This window comes from Sphingomonas sp., from assembly GCF_017745215.1.
Classification (GTDB): Bacteria; Pseudomonadota; Alphaproteobacteria; order Sphingomonadales; family Sphingomonadaceae; genus Sphingomonas.
The window spans coordinates 66,069-83,644 of record NZ_JAGHZV010000010.1; the positions used below are offsets into that span (position 1 = coordinate 66,069).

Genomic DNA, 17,576 nt, shown 5'->3' on the forward strand with positions numbered 1-17,576 from the left:
CATTTCGAACAGGCATTTCCATGGGCTTTCGCTGCGGCATCGTCGGCCTCCCCAACGTGGGCAAATCGACGCTCTTCAATGCGCTGACCGAGACCGCTGCGGCGCAGGCGGCGAATTATCCCTTCTGCACGATCGAGCCCAACGTCGGCAACGTCGCCGTACCCGATCCGCGGCTCGACAAGCTCGCGGCGATCGCCGGCTCGGCGAAGAAGATCGAGACGCAGCTCGCCTTCGTCGACATCGCCGGCCTGGTGCGCGGGGCGAGCAAGGGCGAGGGCTTGGGCAACCAGTTCCTCGCCAACATCCGCGAAGTCGACGCGATCGTCCATGTGCTGCGCTGCTTCGAGAACGGCGACGTGACGCACGTCGAGGGCCGCGTCGATCCGGTGGCGGATGCCGAGACGGTCGAGACCGAGCTGATGCTCGCCGACCTCGAGAGCCTCGAGAAGCGCGTGCCCAACCTCGCCAAGAAGGCGGCGCAGGGCGACAAGGAAGCGAAGATCGGCGCCTCGGTGCTCGGCCAGGCGCTCGACCTGCTGCGCGAAGGCAAGCCGGCGCGGCTCACCCAGCCCAAGGACGCCGAGGAAGCGCGGATGCTGCTCCAGGCGCAGCTGCTCACCGCCAAGCCGGTGCTCTACGTCTGCAACGTCGACGAAGGCGAAGCGGCGACGGGCAATGCGCTGAGCGCCAAGGTGTTCGACAAGGCCAGGGCCGAAGGCGCCGAGGCGGTGATCGTCTCGGCCGCGATCGAAGCCGAGATCGCGACGATGCCGGCGGACGAACGCGGCGAGTTCCTCTCCGAGCTCGGTCTCTCCGAAACCGGCCTCGCCCGCGTGATCCAGGCGGGGTACAAGCTGCTCCACCTGCTCACCTTCTTCACCGTCGGCCCCAAGGAAGCGCGCGCCTGGACGGTCGAGCGCGGCGCCAAGGCCCCGCAGGCGGCGGGTGCGATCCACACCGACTTCGAGCGCGGCTTCATCCGCGCCGAGACGATCGCCTACGACGATTACATCGCCTTCAACGGCGAGACCGGCGCGCGCGACGCGGGCAAGCTCCGCTCCGAAGGCAAGGAGTATGAAGTGCAGGACGGCGACGTGATGCTGTTCCGCTTCAACGTCTGAAGGGATCGATTTCCACACGCGGCCCGAGTCGACGCGGGATCGACGGCCCGAAAGTCACAAGAGTCGCAACCGGTAGCCGCGATTCCGGTGCCCGCTCCTTGCCGTGCTCAAGGAGCGGCCGGATTGCTCCAGCTGCGCCAGCCAGGCAGGGCGATCCAACATTGCCGGCAGGTCCGGTACGCGTCAGTCGAGCGGCCGCTTGCGCATCAGGATCTTGCCGCTGAACCGCATCACCGGTTCGCCATGCTGGTTGAAGGTCGTCGTCTGCGTCGTCAGCATGCCCATGCCCGGCTTGCTGGCGAGCTCGCGCTTTTCCAGCACTTCGCTCTCGCCGCGCAGCGTGTCGCCGGGAAAGACGGGCTTGAGCCAGCGCAGCTCCTCGATGCCCGCCGCACCCTGGCTAGCCTCGGGATTGGCCTGGAGGTGCTTGACCAGCATCGACATCGTCATCGCACAAGTGTGCCAGCCGCTCGCCGCGAGCCGCCCGAAATGCGTCTTGGCCGCGGCCTCGTCGGAGAGGTGGAAGGGCTGCGGATCATATTTCCGCGCGAAATCGAGAACTTCCTCGCGCGTGACCTCATAGCTGCCGAAGCTGCGCTTCTGGCCGATCTCGACGTCTTCATAGTAGATCATGATTTCCGTTTCGGTTGGAAACGGACTTTTGGCAAGCCGGGAAAATGGGCGGGCCCACGAAAAAGGGCCGGGCAGTTACGCCGCCCGGCCCGGGACCCGTCAGGAACCAAATCCTCGGAACTTGGCGCCCTTCTACCCGTGAAACGCCCGGCTGGAAATTGAGTCGAACTACTTGAGTCGTCGCACTTAAGGGCTGGTCCGGGTCAGGAGCACGCCGCGGAAGGGCGCGTCGCTGCCGTCGATCCCGCTCGCAGGCGGCAGGCCGATCAGGTCGCGGAGCAGGGCATAGACGTCGACGTTGTCGAACGCCGGCAGCACCTTGCCGCGCGCGAAGGCGGGTCCGCTCGCGACGAAGAGCGCGCGCATCTCGGGCAGGTCATTGTCCCAGCCATGGCTGCCGTGATCGGGTTTCCAGTCGCGGCCGTGCGGCTTGGCTTCGATCTGCCAGCCGAGGTCGGCGAGGCAGAAATAGGGAGCCACGCGGGGATTCCGGCCATAGTGGAAACGCGCCGGGATATCGGCCTTGCGCCAGCATCGCATATGGTCGTGCGGCTTGAGCAGCGCCGCCTCGAGCTCGGCCTGGCGCCCTTCGGTCGCGGCGAGCGCCGCGAAGGGGCCGTCCTCGACGAGGTGATAGGCGGCGGGATCGACGAGGTCCTTGAGCCGGATCACGCGGTCTTGGCTGATCGCGGCCATGCCGTGGTCGGCGACGAGCACGAGGTTCGCCGGCTGGTCCAGCGCGGCGAGTCCTGCGCGCAGCCGTCCGATCTGCGCGTCGACCGCCCGGATCGCAGCACCGGTTTCGGGCGCGTCGGGACCGAAGTCATGACCCGCGGTGTCGACCGTGTCGAAATAGAGCGTGACCAGCTTGGGCCGCTCGGCGGGATCGGGGCGGCGCAGCCAGTCGATCACGCCGGAGACTCGCTGCGCCTCGGGCACGTCGATCTGGTAGGGCCACCAGTCCGAGGCATAGACGCCGCGCACCTTCGCTGCCGAGCCCGGCCAGAACATCGTGCCCGATCGGATCCCGGCCTCCTCCGCCGCCACCCAGATCGGCTCGGCCTCGTCCCACCAGTAGCTCTCTGTCGCCTTCATCGAGAAAGTGCGGCGGGGATGCTCGGGATCCTCCATCGCGTTGGCGACGATGCCGTTGCGGTCGGGGCGCAGGCCGGTCGCGATCGCATAGTGATTGGGCGCGGTCTTGGACGGGAAGCTCGGCCGCATCGGCGCGCGCACGCCCTCGGCGGCGAGCGCCGAAAGGTTCGGCGTGATCCCGCGGTCGAGATAGTCGGCACGGAAGCCGTCGATCGAGATGAGGATCACCACCGGCTCGCGATGCTCGGCGGCGGCGGGCGGCTGCGCGCTCGCGGAGACGGGCAGGATGGCGGCGAGCGCCGCGGCGGCGACCTTGACGAACCAGTGCATGATCGAGCCCGGACTTGGCAGCTTTCGGTGACACTTCCAAGGCCGGGCCCTTTCGGCTCAGTCGCCCAGCGAAAGCCGAGCGAACACCGTCCCGCTCAACGGATGCCGGCCATAGGTCATGTCGAGCGCCGCCGGCTTGGCATAAGCGGCGAGTGATCCGCCCAGCGCGAGTTCGGCCTCGTCGGAGAGCGCGATGCGATAGGCATAGCCGCCCTCGAACCGCGTGATCCGGAAGGTCCGGTCGTGGAGCGGATCGGCATGGTCCGGGAAGAGCTCGTCGTTGGCGACATTCTCCATCCGGCCGAACAGGCTGTGGTGCGGCGTCAAATCCCAGTTCGCCTCGGCGATCCAGGCAGTGAGCGTCTCGCCCGGCACGCGATCCTTCACCGCGAAGCCGAGCATCGCCGAGAAGCCGCCGCGCGCATAATGAACGCTCGCGGTGGTGCGGCGCTCGTCCTCGCCGGGATGCTGCGGCTCCGGCGCCTTGATCCGGCCGTAGCTGAGCTGCGCGGTCCAGTTGGGCGTGGGCGACCAGGTGCCGCGCACGCTCCAGCTGTCGAGCGCCGGCGTCTCGAGGTCCCAGCGGCGCTCGTCGGGTTCGCGCCCGCGGAACGCCGAGGCCTCGAGCTGGACGCCGCCCGTCGCGATCCCGCCGGTGACCACGCCATAGGTCACATGCGTGCTGTCGAACCAGTGATGCCCGATCGGCGACAGCGGCAGGTAGCGCGCCGACCTGCGGTGGACGAAGGCCGAGGGCCCGAGCGCCGGCTCGCCCACCGGCCCGCCATAGACGAAGCCAGTGACGCCGCCGCCCAGCGGCACGTCGAGCCGCGCGGAAAGCTCCATGAACAGATCGTGCGGATGCTGGCGGTCGACCAAGGGCATGCCATGCGCAGTCTCGCCGGTGGCGAAGAGGTTGGCATAGCCTCGCTGGCCGTTGACCGGATCGAGGCTGAACATGGTATGGAGCGACAGCTTCGCTCCGCCCGCGAAGCTGCGCTCGGCCGCGAGCATCGCCATCGAGCCGATATAGGCGCCGTTCGCGCCGCGCGGTCCGCCCTGGTCGGTATAGGCCGCGAGCAGGCTGCCATGAGCCATCACCATCCAGTCGCCGGTCGAAAGGTGCAGCCCGTGCATGCCGCCTTCGGCGCCGGGGAGCCGCGAGGTGCCCGAGCCGGTCGAGGCATTGCCTGCGGGCGCCATGGCGTGGTCGCCGTGGTCCATCGGCATGTCCATTCCGGCCATGGGATCGGGGGCGAGTGTCGGGGTCGGTGCGGGGGCGTCGTGGTCGCTATGATCCTGCGCCGCGGCGGGAAACGCCGTCAGCGCCGCCGCGGCGACCGCCGCGAGCATGAGTCTCTTCGTCATCGTGAATCTCCGTGAAGCTTGGGGAACGCCGCGAGCGGCGCGGAGGCTTCAGGCGAGACGGGGCGGAGGCGTCGCCGGCGGGTTGGCAGGCAGCGCAAGGCCGTCGGTGCGCTCGATCACGGCGACCGGGCGGGCGAAGGCGAGCGGCGGCGCGAGCGCGGGCCCGGCGATCGTCGCGGGGGCGATGCAGCCGAGGCAGAGCTGCTCCTGCGTCGCCGGGGCTTCGCGGCGCGGCTGGTGGTGTGCGCCTCGATGTGCGCCCCCATGTGCGCCCTCATGCGCCCCAAGATGTGCCATCGGCTGCGGCGCGGCATGGCACGCCGGCATCGCGGCCACAGGCAGGGCCTGCAGCGCAAGCAGCAGCATCAGGATCGCGCGGGCGAACATGGACGCTATCTAGGCCCGTCGCGCCGCCGTGCAACGTGAAAGCGAAGCCCCTCAGCCGTCGTCCCGGCGAGCGCCGGGTGGCGGCTGAACGACAGGGGTCGTCTCAATGCCCCTCGAACGCAACCAGCGACGTGACGGCGATCCCCTCGTCGCGCAGCGCCTCAGCGCCGCCCAGCTCGGGCAGATCGACCACGAACGAGGCCTGGACGACCTCCGCCCCAGCCTTGCGCAGCAGCCGCACTGCCGCGCGCGCCGTGCCGCCGGTGGCGATCAAATCGTCGACCAGCAGCACCCGCGCACCGGGCGCACAGGCGTCGGCGTGGATCGCGATCCGGTCGGTGCCGTACTCCAGCGCATAATCCTCGGCGATCGTCGCGCCGGGCAGCTTGCCGTCCTTGCGGATCAGCAGCACGCCGGTGCCGAGCTTCACCGCCAGCGCCGCGCCGAACAGGAAGCCGCGCGCCTCGACGCCTGCGACGAGGTCGATCGGCCCCGCCACCTGCCCGGCCATCCGGTCGATCGTCAGCCGCAGCCCCTCGGCGTCGAGGAGCAGCGTTGTGATGTCGCGGAACATGATCCCGGGCTTCGGAAAGTCCGGGATCGTGCGGATCCGTTGCCGGATGTCCTCGTTCGCGACGAGGGTGTCCGTCATGATCAATGCTTCACGCCAGCCCAGACCGTCCGATAGGCACCGAAGCCGAGGATGGTCGCGAACAGCAGGAAGAGGACCACCGCCACGCCGTAGCGATGGCGCGCCTGCATCGTCGGCTCCGCGGTCCAGACGAGGAACGCCGAGACGTCCTTGGCCATCTGGTCCTTGGTCGCGACGGTGCCGTCGAGATAGGTCACCTGACCAGTGCTCTTGAGCGGCTCGGGCATAGCAATGTTGAGGTTCGCGAAATAGGGATTGTAGAACAGCCCGTCGGGCGTCTTGGCGCCGGGGAAGTTCTTCAGCAGCTCGGCGGGCTGCTTGTCCTCATAGCCGGTCAGCAGCGAATAGATGTACGCGCCGCCGCCGTGCCGCGCCTTGGCGACCAGCGAGAGGTCGGGCGGCGAGCCCTGGCCCGGATAATAGACGTGCGGGATATGGTCGGCGGGTGTGTTGTCGCGCTCACCCCAGGTGCCGGCCTTGGGATCCTGAACCGGCTGCTTGGCCGCCCAGTCCTTGGCGATCTTCTTCACCTGCGCGTCCGAATAGCCGAGCTGCTTCAGGTCGCGGAAGGCGACGAGGCTGAGCGAGTGGCACGACGAGCAGACTTCCTTGTAGACTTGGAAGCCGCGCTGGATCTGGCGCGGGTCGAACCTGCCGAACGGGCCATCGGAGGCGAATGAAACCTCCTTCAGTTCGTGCGTCTCGTGCACCCATTCCTCGGCCGTCTTCTCGGGCGGCGAGGTGACCAGGCCGACCACGGTCCAGAGCAGCGCCCAAAGCAGCACGCCCGTGAAGGCAGCCCCCACCAGGAACTTGATCGACCGGATGAACAGCGAAAACATCATGGTCCATTCGTCCTTCAGGCGGTGGCCACGGGGGCGCTCGTCCCCAGCACGGCTTCGGTAATCGAGTTCGGCAGCGGGCGCGGACGCTCGAACCGCGAGATGATCGGCACGATGATCAGGAAGTGCGCGAAATAGTAAGCCGCGCAGATCTGGCTGAGGATGATGTACAGCGGTGTCGCGGCCGAACCGCCGCACCAGCCGAGCACCAGCACGTCCGCCACCAGCACCCAGAAGGCGATCCGGTACATCGGCCGATAGTTGGCCGAGCGCACCGGCGACTTGTCGAGCCAGGGCAGGAAGAACAGCAGCAGGATCGAGCCGAACATCGCGAGCACGCCCCACAGCTTCGCCGGCAGCAGGAAGTCCGCGGTGAAGGCGCGCAGGATCGCGTAGAAGGGCCAGAAATACCACTCCGGCACGATGTGCGCGGGCGTCGAGAGCGGATTCGCCACGATATAGTTGTCGGGATGGCCCAGCGCGTCCGGATAGAAGAACACGAGGATCGAGAAGAGGATCAGGAACACGCCGACCCCGAACCCGTCCTTGGCGGTGTAATAGGGGTGGAAGGGCACCGTATCCTGCTCGTCCTTCACTTCCACGCCGGTCGGGTTCGACGAGCCGGGGATGTGCAGCGCCCAGATGTGCAGGATGATCACGCCCGCGATCACGAAGGGCAGCAGATAGTGGAGCGAGAAGAAGCGGTTGAGCGCCGCGTCATCCGGCGCATAGCCGCCGAGCAGCCAGATGCGGATCCACTCGCCGACCACCGGGATGGCGGAGAAGAAGCCCGTGATCACCTGCGCGCCCCAGAAGCTCATCTGGCCCCAGGGGAGGACATAGCCCATGAAGGCGGTGGCCATCATCAGCAGGAAGATCACCACGCCGAGCAGCCACACCATCTCGCGCGGCGCCTTGTACGATCCGTAGAAGAGGCCGCGGAAGATGTGGATGTAGACGACGATGAAGAACATCGACGCACCGTTGGCGTGAGCGAAGCGCAGGAACCAGCCCGCGTTCACGTCGCGCATGATCCCGCCGTTGATCGAGACGAAGGCTTCCGCCGCGCTCGAGTGATAGTGCATCGCGAGGATGACGCCGGTGAGGATCTGGATGGTCAGCGCGACGCCCGCGAGGACGCCGAAGTTCCAGAAATAGTTGAGGTTGCGCGGCACCGGATAGCCGGCGCCCACCGCGTTGTACACGAAGCGCGGAAGCGGCAGCCGATCGTCGACCCACTTCATCACGGGGTTGTTCGGCTCGTATTGCTTTGCCCAGGGGAAGCTCATCGACGCTTATCCTTGACCCACGACGACGACGGTGTCGGAAGTGAAACTATAGTCGGGAACCTGCAGGTTCTTCGGTGCCGGCCCCTGGCGGATGCGCGCGGCCGTGTCGTACGCCGAGCCGTGGCACGGGCAGAAATAGCCGCCGAACGGCCCGCGGTTCTCGCCCTCGCCCGCACCCAGCGGCACGCAGCCGAGGTGGGTGCACACGCCCAGCGTGATCAGCCAGTTCTTCTTGCCCGCCTTGGTGCGCTGCTCGAGCGTCTGCGGATCGCGCAGCGTCGAGGCGTCGACCGCGTCGGCCTCGTCGATTTCCTTCGGCGTCAGGTTGCGCACGAACAGGGGCTGCTTGCGGAATTGCGCCTTGATCGCCTGGCCCGGCTCGATCTGCGAGAGATCGATCTCGGTAGTCGACTGCGCGAGCACGTCGGCCGAGGGGTTCATCGAGTTGATCAGCGGCAGCAGCGTCGCCGCGGCGCCCACGCCCGCGACGCCGACCGCTGCGTAGGTCAGATAGTCGCGGCGACGGGGATCCTCGAGGTGATCGGCTGATTCGGGGGGAACACCAACATCGTTTGCCATGCTTCAGCCCTTGCACATCAGAACCGGCCGAAGGAGCGCACGCAAACTCATGTCCGAGCTCCCCTTGGCCAGACCCCGGCGATGCCCCCCGGGGTATGGTTGCCGGGCCTGATAGACGCGGCGATGCGGCTTTGCCAACAGGCATTTTGACCATCGCGTGACGGGAGCCCGTGGATTGCGCATCGCCCTGTTCGAGCCCGACATCGCCGGCAACGTCGGCACCATCCTGCGGACGGCCGCCTGCCTGGGGATTCCGGTCGACCTGATCGAGCCGATGGGCTTCCCCTGGAGCGAGCGTGCGCTGGCGCGATCGGGAATGGATTATGCCGTCCAAGCCGAGATCGCGCGGCATGTCGACTGGGCGACGTTCGAAGCGCGGATCCCAGGCCGACTGGTGCTGTTCACCACCAGGGCGAGCGTGCCGCTGCCCAAGGCGCGGTTCCTGGAAGACGACACGCTGCTGCTCGGCGCCGAGGGAAGCGGGGTACCGGGGTTCGTCCACGACCGCGCCGACCTCAGGGTGCGAATCCCCTTGCTGGCGGGGATGCGCTCGCTCAACGTGGCGGTCGCCGCCGGAATCGGGATTGCCGAGGGGCTGCGACAGACCGGCGGCTGGCCGGAGGGGAACGACTGATGGCCGACGCACCGCGTTTCGCGCACGCCCGGATGGACGGCGCCGAGTTCACCGACCTCTCGCTCGCCGGCGCGGTGTTCGACGACGTCAACCTCGCGGGCGCGCGCTTCGACAATGTGAACCTGGCCGGCGCGCGGATCGACAACGTCAATTTGTCGGGCGTGACGATCACCGACGCCAATGTGAGCGGGCTGACGATCTTCGGGTACGACGTGGGGGCGTGGCTGAATGAACCGATCGAGAAGGATTGCGGCGGGCATCTCTGAGAGCCACGCCCTCCCCGTCCCCTCCCTACTCACCCCGCCCACTTCCACCGTCATCCCGGCGAAAGCCGGGACCCAGGGTTACAGAGGACGTCGCTCGCTGCCCTGGGTCCCGGCCTTCGCCGGGATGACGGCTTATGGTTGCGATAAGCCCTCGCCGCTTGCTACCCGCCCCGCATGCAACCGCTAGACCCCCAGCAACTCGCCGCCCGCACCTGGTTCGAATCCCTGCGCGATTCGATCTGCGCCGAGTTCGAGGCGATCGAGCGCGAGGCGGGCTCGGACGCCGCCTTCGCCTACACGCCCTGGGAGCGCACCGACCCCTCGGGCGAGCCCGGCGCCAACAATGGAGGGGGCGGCATGCGCGGGGTGATGAAGGGCAAGGTGTTCGAAAAGGTCGGCGTCAACGTCTCGACCGTCGGCGGCAGCTTCGAGGGCGAGTTCGCCAAGACGATCCACGGCGCCGGCGAGGACCCCAAGTTCTTCGCCACCGGCATCAGCCTGGTCGCGCACATGGCCAACCCGCACGTGCCCGCGGTGCACATGAACACCCGGTTCCTCTGCACCACCAAGCGCTGGTTCGGCGGCGGCGCCGACCTCAACCCGCCGATCCCCTGCGACGACGACACCGCCGACTTCCACGCCGCGCTCGAAGCCGCATGCGACGCGCACGACCCGACCTATTATCCGCGCTTCAAGCAATGGGCGGACGATTATTTCTACATCCCCCACCGCAAGGTCCATCGCGGGGTCGGGGGGATCTTCTACGACCATCTCGAGGGCGATTGGGATGCGGGCTTCGCCTTCACCCAGGACGTCGGCCGCGCCTTCCTCGACGTCTTCCCCAGGCTCGTGCGGCGGCGGATGGGACTGCCCTTCTCCGACGCCGAGAAGGCGCAGCAGCTCGTCTGGCGCGGGCGCTATGCCGAATTCAACCTGATCTACGACCGCGGCACGCTGTTCGGGCTCAAGACCGGCGGCAACATCGACGCGATCCTGATGAGCCTCCCCCCGCTCGCGGCCTGGGAATAGGCGCGGCGATGGGCCTTACGCGCGTCCCCAGCGGCCAGATCGCCGCGGTGGTCACCTCGCTCGAGATGAAGGAGCGGCCGCGCCCTGCCCCGCTCGCGCCCTCGCCGCTGCGGCTCGTCCATTGGCCGTCGCCGAGCGTCGAGCGCTACCGCATGCTGTTCCGCCGCGTCGGCGAGCCCTGGCTGTGGTTCTCGCGGCTGGTGATGGCCGACAAGGCGTTGCGCGCGATCATCGAGGACCCAGGCGTGGAAATCTACGCCGTGGTCGACCGCGCGGGCATCGAGATCGGCATGGTCGAGCTCGACTTCCGCGCCGAGGGCCAGTGCGAGCTGGCCTTCTTCGGGCTCGTCCCCGAGCTCACCGGCAAGGGCCATGGCGGCTGGCTGATGCGCCAGGCGCTGGCGATGGCGTGGCGGAGCGGCATCGCCCGCGTCTGGGTGCACACTTGCACGCTCGACCATCCGAGCGCGCTCGGCTTCTACCAGCGCCACGGCTTCGTGCCCTTCGCGCGGCTGGTCGAGACCTTCGACGATCCCCGGCTGAGCGGCGCGCTGCCCCGCGAGGCCGCGCCTCACATTCCCTGTCTCGGGCCTTGCTTGGGCGACAGCAAGCGATAGGCGGCGACCTGGAGCAGCGCAGTCGCGATCAGCGCCGCAGTGCCGAGCGACGCGGCGAGCAGCGCAACGATCGCCTGGATCGCGTCCGACGATTCGCCGAACATGCCGAGAAGCTCGCGCAACACCGCCATGCCGAGATAGGAGGCGAGCAGCGGCATCAGCCCGATCAGCGCGAGGAACCAGCCGTTGCCGGTGCTGCGGTTGATCGCGTCGGCAATCGCCTGGAGCGGGTTGCGGCTTGGCCCGGCGGCGAGCGTCGGCAGCGTCAGGAAGGCGCGGCCGCTCACGTAGAGCCCGGGCACGATCAGCAGCAGGCCGATCCAGACGAGCACGTTGACCACGACCATCGCGAGGATCGCGAACGGCAGCAGCGCGAGCGCGCGGACGAGCAGCCTGCCGCCCGTCGACGGGCCCGGGTCGAGCAGCAGCAGCAGCAGCGCGAGCGAGGCATAGGTGCAGATCACGCTGGTGCCGAACAGCCAGGGCAGCATCGTGTCGACCAGCCACAGCCCGGCTTGGGCGTCGCTGGCGTTGGCGGGAAGCGGCGCCATGAACAGCCCCGCGGCAAGCAGTGGCAGGAAGCCGAAGAAGCCGGCGACGCGCAGCAATGTGTCCCCCTCGGCCTCCCAAAGGGCACGGGCTTCGGCGAACACGCCTTCGAAAGTGAGTCTCATGGAATTCCGGCGGCTTCGCGCTGTGTGAGGGCTAGGAAGAGCTTGGCGGTGAAGGCGGGCGCGATCACCGCGAAGGCGGTCTGGACCAGCGCGACCATCACCGAGGCGAGCACCTGGCTTAGGCTGACGCCGCTGGCAGGCCCGCTGATGAGCTGGAAGATCGAGCCGAACACCGTCTGCGCGGCGAGCTTCGCCACGAAAGCCACCAGGCCGTACAACAGGATCACGCCGACGATCATCAGCCCGTGACCCCGTGTGAGCTGGAAGGAGCGCCTGATCGCGCTGAACAGCCGCTGCTCGGCGACGATGCCCGGGCCGACGACGATCAGCCGCGCGCCTAACCACAGCAGAAGCGGCGCCACGATGAGCAAGACGTAGACGATCGCCATCGCGCGCCCCAGCGCGGCAAAGTCGAGCCCATTTTGGGCGATCTCCATCGCGAGCGCGATCGTATCGGTGACGAGGAGCAACACCAGCACCGGCGCGACGAGCGCTGCGAACAGCGCGATCCAGACGAGCAGCGCGGCGGGCAGCCGGCGCGTCGCCACGGCACGCGCATCGCGCAGGCCGAGCGCCATCGCGACGATCGCGAGCGAGCCCCACAGCACGAGTACCCCGAACGCCAGCGAGACCAGCTCGAGCGTCACCGCCAGATCGGCACCGGCATTCTGGCGCAGCGTCGCCAGATTGCCCTGGATCGAGAAGGGCACGAAGAACGCGAGCAGCGCAACCGGAACGATGGCGGAGAGATTGTCGGTCACGAACTCGGCCGTCCGGTCCCAGACGGTGCCCATCTTCACCATGCGCAGTCGCTCCCTCCGCGAGCCCAAGCCTGTTAGCGCCGCGTCTCGCGCTTGCCAATGCTGCACTGCGGGCGCTTGCGCTCGGGCCGCCGAGCGCACATCTGCCCGGCATGACATCGGGTTTGCCGGACATCGAATGGCGCGTGAGCGACGCGCCGGTCCCCTATGAATTCGCCCTCGCCGAGATGGAGGCGCGCGCCGCTGCACTGGTGGCGGGCGAGGCGCGCGAGCTTGTCTGGCTGCTCGAACACCCGCCGGTCTATACCGCGGGCACCAGCGCCGATCCCGCCGAGCTGCTCGATCCGCGCTTCCCGGTGTTCCGCACCGGTCGCGGCGGGCGCTACACCTATCACGGGCCGGGGCAGCGCATCGGCTATGTCGTGCTCGACCTGCGCCACCGCCGCCGCGACGTGCGCAACTATGTCCATGCGATCGAAGGCTGGGTGATCGACGCGCTCGCGCGGATCGGCGTCAACGGCTATCGCGCGCCCGGCCGGATCGGCATCTGGACCACCGACGGCGGCCCGGAGGCGAAGATCGGCGCGATCGGCGTGCGCATCCGCCAATGGGTTACGCTCCATGGTTTTGCCGTGAACCTGAACCCGGATCTGGGCCATTTCGGCGGGATCGTGCCGTGCGGAATCCCTGAATTTCCCGTGACTAGCGCTGCCCAGCTCGGGGTTGACGCTACGGCAGCGGCGTTCGATGCCGCGCTGGAGGCCACATTTCTGCCATTTTTGGGGAGTCTGGCTGCGCCGGGCGAAAACGAGTCTTGAGGGGCTGCTTCGAACCGTCTAATGTCTAGCACGGTTTGGGTATTTAACGGCTTTTTCCGACGCTCAAATCCACTATCTAGGGAGCTATACATGCGTGCAATTCTCTCCAAGGTCGTCGCGGTTTCGATGATCGCCGGCGCTGGCCTGATGGTTACCGCCTGCGGCGGCGAGACCACTGCCACCGTCAACAACACGACCACCACCGAGGTCGTGACGAGCGAGAACGGCGCCGAGGACACGATGGCGGGTGCGGACGCCGGCAACGGCACCGTTGTCGAGACCAACACGACCACGACCGAGACCACCACGAACGCGATGTAATCGCGCTTCGCGCTGTGGCGTGAATTGCAGAGGGGCCGCCCGGGACGACCGGACGGCCCCTTTTCTTGTGCGCGCAAGCCCCGGCGGGGGCCGCTCGTCCCGCGCTCGATTCGGTTCGCCGCAAGCTGGGACGATCCGTGCCAAAAAGGGCTTGGGTCGCCGCACGAAGTCCCGTAACCCTGAGCGGGGACTTTCCGAGTGAGGGGATGATGCGGGCTCCGCGAGTATTTCTGGCGATCGGCATGGCGTTGGCGGGGCTGCTGCCCGCGGCACCGGCTTCGGCGCAATTCTTCATCAAGTCGCCCGATCTCAAGGGTGAGCCGGTGACCGGCGCCGAGCCTGGGATGATCGGCCAGGAGCTGCCCGGCGCGACGCCGCTGGAGCTGCGTGCGGCGCTGGTTTGGAACCTGCGCGCGGCGCTCAACGTCGCAGCGCTGCAATGCGATTTCGAGCCGACCCTGCTCACGCGCGACAATTACAACGCGATCATCGTCGACCATGCCGGCGAGCTGAAAAGCTCCTATTCGACGCTCGAGAAATATTTCACGCGGATCAACAAGAACAACAAGAAGCTGGGCCTGACCGAACTCGACCGGTTCGGCACGCGCGTCTATTCGGGCTTTTCGACGGTCTCGGGCCAGTTGACCTTCTGCAGCGCCGCCGGATCGATCGCGCATGAGGCGCTGTTCGCGCCCCGCGGCAAGTTCGGCGACCTCGCCGAGGCGCGGATGCGCGAGCTGCGCGCGAGCCTGGCGCCCTGGGGCGAGCAGGCCTTCCCACGCCGCTTCAACCGCCCCCCGCCGCCCGCGATGCGCACGCCGCCGTGGAATGACGAGACCTGCTGGAAGGACAGCGACTATCAGATCAAGAAGTGCGGCGCCCCCGCCTGGGACGGCGCGCCGGTGATCGTGGTCCCCGATGACGGCAAGAAGAAGAAGCGGCGGGACTGAGCGGAACGGCGGCTTTTGCGTTCCGGCCCTCTTCCGCGTCCGCTGGGACGCGCCCAGGGCCGCCTTCGCTTGCAATGTAGGAATTCGGCTGCTTGGCTGGCGCGGCTGGAGCAATCCGGCCGCTCTTTGAACCTGGCAGGAACCGGACAGCGGAATCCCGGCGACGGGTTGTGACTCTTGTGACTTTTCAGCCCCGGTTGCCGCACCGACTCGGGATGTCGAGGCGCGTCGATCGCTGGGGTTCCGAGCGCTTCTAGCGCAGCCCGAGCAGCTTGTGCGTCTGGAGCGTGAGCCGCCACTGCGGCCGCGCCATCGCGAAGTCGACCGCGGCACGCGTGTTCGCCTCCGCCTCGGGACTGTCCATCGGCTGGACGAGGAAGTGGCGGAAGGCCCAGCCCTCGATCGCATCGACGTCGGTCCCCGGCTGCGGCCAGACCAGCTTCAGTTCGTCGCCCGCGCGCTGGACCACCTCGCTCCCCGCCTTGGGGCTCACGCACACCCAGTCGATGCCGGGATGCACCGCCAGCGTGCCGTTGGTCTCGATCGCGATGCGGAAGCCGCGCGCGTGAAGCGCGTCGACCAGCGCATCGTCGACCTGGAGCATCGGCTCGCCGCCGGTGAGCACCACGAAGCGCGCCTCGTCGCCCTCGCCCCAGAAGCCCCCGACCGCGTCGGCGAGCGCCTCGGCGTCGGCGAACTTGCCGCCGCCAAGGCCATTGGTGCCGACGAAATCGGTGTCGCAGAAGCGGCAGATTGCGCTCGCGCGGTCCACCTCGCGCCCGCTCCACAGATTACAGCCGGCGAAGCGCACGAACACCGCCCGCGCACCGGCATTCACCCCCTCGCCCTGGAGCGTGAGGAACATCTCCTTGACCGAATAGGCCATCGCGGCGGTCCTAGGGCTGCGCCGCGTATTGGGTCGGGTCGGGAAGCCCCGCTTCCTCGAACCCCTTGGCGCGCAGCCGGCAGCTGTCGCACAGGCCGCAGTGCAGCCCGCCCGGCGCCGGGTCGTAGCACGACCAGCTCATCCCGGCCTTGAGCCCCAGCCTATCGGCCTCGCGGACGATATCGGCCTTGGTCATGTGCTGGAGCGGCGCGTGGATCCTGAAAGGCTCGCCCTCGACGCCCGCCTTGGTCGCCAGCTCGGCGAGCTTCTCGAAGCCTTCGATGAACTCGGGCCGGCAATCGGGATAGCCCGAATAGTCGAGCGCATTGACCCCGATGAACAGGTCGCGCGCGCCCGCGGCCTCGGCCCAGCCGAGCGCGAGGCTTAGGAAGATGGTGTTGCGCGCAGGGACATAGGTGACCGGGATGTCGCTCCCCACCCCTTCCTTGGGCACGTCGATCTCGGCGGTGAGCGCCGAGCCGCCGAAGGCGCGCAGGTCGAGCGGCAGCACGACATGCCGCTCCGCGCCGAGCGCCGAGGCGATCCGCCGCGCCGCGGCGAGCTCGACCTGGTGGCGCTGGTTATAGTCGATCGACAGCGCGAGCAGCCCGAAGCCGGCCTCCTTCGCCAGTGCCGCGGAGACCATCGAATCGAGCCCGCCCGAGATGAGGGCGACTGCCAGCTTGCCGTTGCTCATGATCGATCGCGCCTAGAGGATTTTGGCCGCGCGTCCAAGCGGCGCCTTCGCAGCTGCAAAAAAGGGCCGCTGCGACGCGGCCCCAGTTCTGGGAATACCCTGCCAGAGAGGAATGCGTTCCCGGAGGAACGAAATCGGGTCTAGCGCGGAAAGGGTAAACGGAGACTGAACACGATTTCGCCGCAATTGGGCAAGCTCAGCCGCAAGCCCCCATGCGCCGCCCTTCGAGCTCCTTCGCGAACGGCGCGCCGTCGAGCACGCCCTGGGTGTCGACCCGCACCAGCCGGGGCGTCTCGACCGAGACCGTCGTGCGGCCATAGCCGTGCCCGGGGCAGGTGTAGTGGATCGTCGCGGCGCTGGCGCTATCCTCCACCACGAAGTGCGAGCATTGCGTGTTGCCGTGCTGGAGCTGGAGCAGCGTCGAAGGATCGCTGAGGCACAGTTTCCGCGTCGTGCCGTCCTCGGTATCCTTGAGCTGCCACTGGCCCCGCTCGAGCCCGCGCAACGCCGTCAGCGTCGCGGGACTGCGCTGCGCCGGCGCAACGCCCGAGAGAACCAGAACCGCAACACCGGCAACCGCCGGACGCCAACCACGCCACAGCCCCATCAACCGATCTCCGCGCCCGCCGAGCTCGCGATTCCTCCTCGAATCACTCACTCCATTTCGCATGCGAATTATGGGGATTGCGGGCCGCTTTACAACGGTGGCGCAGAGAAGCTGGCGAGCGGGACCGGGAATTTCTGCGCGCAAAACGCGCAGTCGACGGTGATCATCCCCTGCTCGTCGGCCATCGCCTCGCGCTCCTCCTGGGGGAATTTCGCGAGCACTTTCAGGATGTAGTCCGCATCGCAGCGGCAGCCGCGGACGAGGTCGACGCCCGCGAGCACGCGAACTTCCTCCTCCTCGTTGAACAATCGCCAGACGAGCGTCTCGAGCGGAATTTCGGCATCCGCCAGCTCGTCTGCGCCCATCGTGCTGCCCAGCGCCTCGACATGTTCCCATTCGGCGTGGTTCTCGCGCGCATGGATCCGCTCGCGGCCCTCCTCGCCCTCGGGCATGTGCTGGAGGAAGAGCCCGCCCGCGACCCAGTTGCCGCCGGCGCCGCGGCGCGTGCCGAGGCGCACGAGGCTGGGAATCTGCTCGGACTGGTCGAAATAATGCTCGGCGGCATCGGCCAGCGACGCGCCGTCGAGCGGCACGATCCCCTGGTAGCGCTCGCCGGTGGTCGCCTGGTCGAAGGTCACCGCGAGATAGCCGTTGCCGAACAGCGCGTACAACGAAGGCGTCGGCCCCGCCGCAGCGAGCCGGTCGACGTCATACTGGACATAGCCGCGCAGCTCGCCCGACTTGTAATCGCAGACCATCAGGCTGACGATCCCGCCATCGGTCTGCGCCTGGAGCGTCATCTGCCCCTCGGCATCCTTGAGCGTCGCGCCGAGCAGCGCGGTGAGCGTCAGCGCCTCGGCGAGCAGCGCCTCGATCGCGGGCGGATAGGCGTGCGCGGTCAGGATCGTGTCGAGCACCGGCCCCAGCCGCGCGATGCGGCCACGCGCTTGGCGGGCGGGGATGGTGAAGCCGATCACGCGGTCGAGATCGATGGAGGAAGGCTGTGTCATGGTGGCAGCA

At 68.0% G+C, this 17,576-nt stretch carries 22 protein-coding genes; 8 read left to right on the top strand and 14 right to left on the bottom strand.

Annotated features, from left to right (window positions below):
• The first annotated feature begins 20 nt into the window (after nucleotides 1-20).
• Complete coding sequence (gene ychF, locus J7495_RS12035) at nucleotides 21-1,121, top strand: redox-regulated ATPase YchF (RefSeq protein WP_294056748.1); 1,101 nt, start codon at nucleotides 21-23, stop codon at nucleotides 1,119-1,121.
• Nucleotides 1,122-1,304: 183 nt separating this feature from the next.
• Here the strand turns inward: ychF and J7495_RS12040 are convergent, their stop codons facing one another.
• The 8 genes from J7495_RS12040 to petA form a co-directional block, all read right to left on the bottom strand.
• Nucleotides 1,305-1,754, bottom strand: coding sequence for a MaoC family dehydratase (locus J7495_RS12040; RefSeq protein ID WP_294056749.1), 450 nt, complete (start codon nucleotides 1,752-1,754; stop codon nucleotides 1,305-1,307).
• 186 nt (nucleotides 1,755-1,940) lie between these two features.
• Nucleotides 1,941-3,179 carry an ectonucleotide pyrophosphatase/phosphodiesterase gene (locus J7495_RS12045; protein WP_294056750.1) on the bottom strand — a complete coding sequence of 413 codons (1,239 nt, stop codon included), beginning with the start codon at nucleotides 3,177-3,179 and terminating at the stop codon, nucleotides 1,941-1,943.
• 57 nt (nucleotides 3,180-3,236) lie between these two features.
• Entirely contained in the window at nucleotides 3,237-4,547 is a 1,311-nt protein-coding gene (locus tag J7495_RS12050) for a hypothetical protein (RefSeq protein WP_294056751.1), read from the bottom strand.
• Nucleotides 4,548-4,595: 48 nt separating this feature from the next.
• Nucleotides 4,596-4,934: a hypothetical protein gene (locus J7495_RS12055; RefSeq protein WP_294056752.1), complete on the bottom strand. Its 339-nt coding sequence runs from the start codon at nucleotides 4,932-4,934 to the stop codon at nucleotides 4,596-4,598.
• A gap of 103 nt (nucleotides 4,935-5,037) precedes the next feature.
• A complete protein-coding gene (locus J7495_RS12060; protein WP_294056753.1) occupies nucleotides 5,038-5,586 on the bottom strand; it encodes an adenine phosphoribosyltransferase in 549 nt (182 codons plus the stop codon).
• 2 nt (nucleotides 5,587-5,588) lie between these two features.
• Nucleotides 5,589-6,428, bottom strand: coding sequence for a cytochrome c1 (locus J7495_RS12065; RefSeq protein ID WP_294056828.1), 840 nt, complete (start codon nucleotides 6,426-6,428; stop codon nucleotides 5,589-5,591).
• Between the two features lie 17 nt (nucleotides 6,429-6,445).
• Nucleotides 6,446-7,717 (bottom strand): cytochrome b N-terminal domain-containing protein, encoded by a 1,272-nt coding sequence (locus J7495_RS12070; RefSeq protein WP_294056754.1) that lies wholly within the window; start codon nucleotides 7,715-7,717, stop codon nucleotides 6,446-6,448.
• A gap of 6 nt (nucleotides 7,718-7,723) precedes the next feature.
• Nucleotides 7,724-8,296, bottom strand: coding sequence for a ubiquinol-cytochrome c reductase iron-sulfur subunit (gene petA, locus J7495_RS12075; protein WP_294056755.1), 573 nt, complete (start codon nucleotides 8,294-8,296; stop codon nucleotides 7,724-7,726).
• Nucleotides 8,297-8,471: 175 nt separating this feature from the next.
• On the opposite strand from petA, the gene J7495_RS12080 reads away from it, so the two are divergent.
• From J7495_RS12080 to J7495_RS12095, 4 genes are all read left to right on the top strand, one after another.
• Nucleotides 8,472-8,930 carry a TrmH family RNA methyltransferase gene (locus tag J7495_RS12080; protein ID WP_294056756.1) on the top strand — a complete coding sequence of 153 codons (459 nt, stop codon included), beginning with the start codon at nucleotides 8,472-8,474 and terminating at the stop codon, nucleotides 8,928-8,930.
• On the top strand, nucleotides 8,930-9,196 hold the full coding sequence (locus tag J7495_RS12085; protein ID WP_294056757.1) for a pentapeptide repeat-containing protein: 267 nt from the start codon (nucleotides 8,930-8,932) through the stop codon (nucleotides 9,194-9,196). The genes J7495_RS12080 and J7495_RS12085 overlap by 1 nt, the downstream gene beginning before the upstream one ends.
• A gap of 174 nt (nucleotides 9,197-9,370) precedes the next feature.
• Complete coding sequence (gene hemF, locus J7495_RS12090; protein ID WP_294056758.1) at nucleotides 9,371-10,225, top strand: oxygen-dependent coproporphyrinogen oxidase; 855 nt, start codon at nucleotides 9,371-9,373, stop codon at nucleotides 10,223-10,225.
• 8 nt (nucleotides 10,226-10,233) lie between these two features.
• Nucleotides 10,234-10,842 carry a GNAT family N-acetyltransferase gene (locus J7495_RS12095; RefSeq protein WP_294056759.1) on the top strand — a complete coding sequence of 203 codons (609 nt, stop codon included), beginning with the start codon at nucleotides 10,234-10,236 and terminating at the stop codon, nucleotides 10,840-10,842.
• Here J7495_RS12095 and J7495_RS12100 read toward each other — a convergent pair.
• Nucleotides 10,797-11,516, bottom strand: a complete 720-nt coding sequence (locus J7495_RS12100; RefSeq protein ID WP_294056760.1) for a hypothetical protein — start codon at nucleotides 11,514-11,516, stop codon at nucleotides 10,797-10,799. The two genes, J7495_RS12095 and J7495_RS12100, sit on opposite strands and share 46 nt — an antisense overlap.
• Nucleotides 11,513-12,319, bottom strand: a complete 807-nt coding sequence (locus J7495_RS12105) for a glycerophosphoryl diester phosphodiesterase membrane domain-containing protein (RefSeq protein WP_294056761.1) — start codon at nucleotides 12,317-12,319, stop codon at nucleotides 11,513-11,515. Before J7495_RS12105 ends, J7495_RS12100 begins: the two co-directional genes overlap by 4 nt.
• Nucleotides 12,320-12,429: 110 nt before the next feature.
• On the opposite strand from J7495_RS12105, the gene lipB reads away from it, so the two are divergent.
• The 3 genes from lipB (at nucleotide 12,430) to J7495_RS12120 (ending at nucleotide 14,366) form a co-directional block, all read left to right on the top strand.
• Nucleotides 12,430-13,095: a lipoyl(octanoyl) transferase LipB gene (lipB, locus tag J7495_RS12110; RefSeq protein ID WP_294056762.1), complete on the top strand. Its 666-nt coding sequence runs from the start codon at nucleotides 12,430-12,432 to the stop codon at nucleotides 13,093-13,095.
• A gap of 90 nt (nucleotides 13,096-13,185) precedes the next feature.
• Nucleotides 13,186-13,416, top strand: coding sequence for a hypothetical protein (locus tag J7495_RS12115; RefSeq protein ID WP_294056763.1), 231 nt, complete (start codon nucleotides 13,186-13,188; stop codon nucleotides 13,414-13,416).
• A 242-nt stretch (nucleotides 13,417-13,658) separates the two neighbouring features.
• Nucleotides 13,659-14,366, top strand: a complete 708-nt coding sequence (locus tag J7495_RS12120; protein ID WP_294056764.1) for a hypothetical protein — start codon at nucleotides 13,659-13,661, stop codon at nucleotides 14,364-14,366.
• Nucleotides 14,367-14,619: 253 nt separating this feature from the next.
• On the opposite strand, the gene queE is transcribed toward J7495_RS12120, so the two are convergent.
• The 4 genes from queE to J7495_RS12140 form a co-directional block, all read right to left on the bottom strand.
• A complete protein-coding gene (gene queE, locus J7495_RS12125) occupies nucleotides 14,620-15,252 on the bottom strand; it encodes a 7-carboxy-7-deazaguanine synthase (protein ID WP_294056765.1) in 633 nt (210 codons plus the stop codon).
• A 10-nt stretch (nucleotides 15,253-15,262) separates the two neighbouring features.
• Nucleotides 15,263-15,949, bottom strand: coding sequence for a 7-cyano-7-deazaguanine synthase QueC (gene queC, locus J7495_RS12130; RefSeq protein WP_294056766.1), 687 nt, complete (start codon nucleotides 15,947-15,949; stop codon nucleotides 15,263-15,265).
• Nucleotides 15,950-16,145: 196 nt separating this feature from the next.
• A complete protein-coding gene (locus tag J7495_RS12135; protein ID WP_294056767.1) occupies nucleotides 16,146-16,556 on the bottom strand; it encodes a hypothetical protein in 411 nt (136 codons plus the stop codon).
• 89 nt (nucleotides 16,557-16,645) lie between these two features.
• Nucleotides 16,646-17,566 carry an Hsp33 family molecular chaperone HslO gene (locus tag J7495_RS12140; RefSeq protein WP_294056768.1) on the bottom strand — a complete coding sequence of 307 codons (921 nt, stop codon included), beginning with the start codon at nucleotides 17,564-17,566 and terminating at the stop codon, nucleotides 16,646-16,648.
• Between the last annotated feature and the right edge of the window lie 10 nt (nucleotides 17,567-17,576).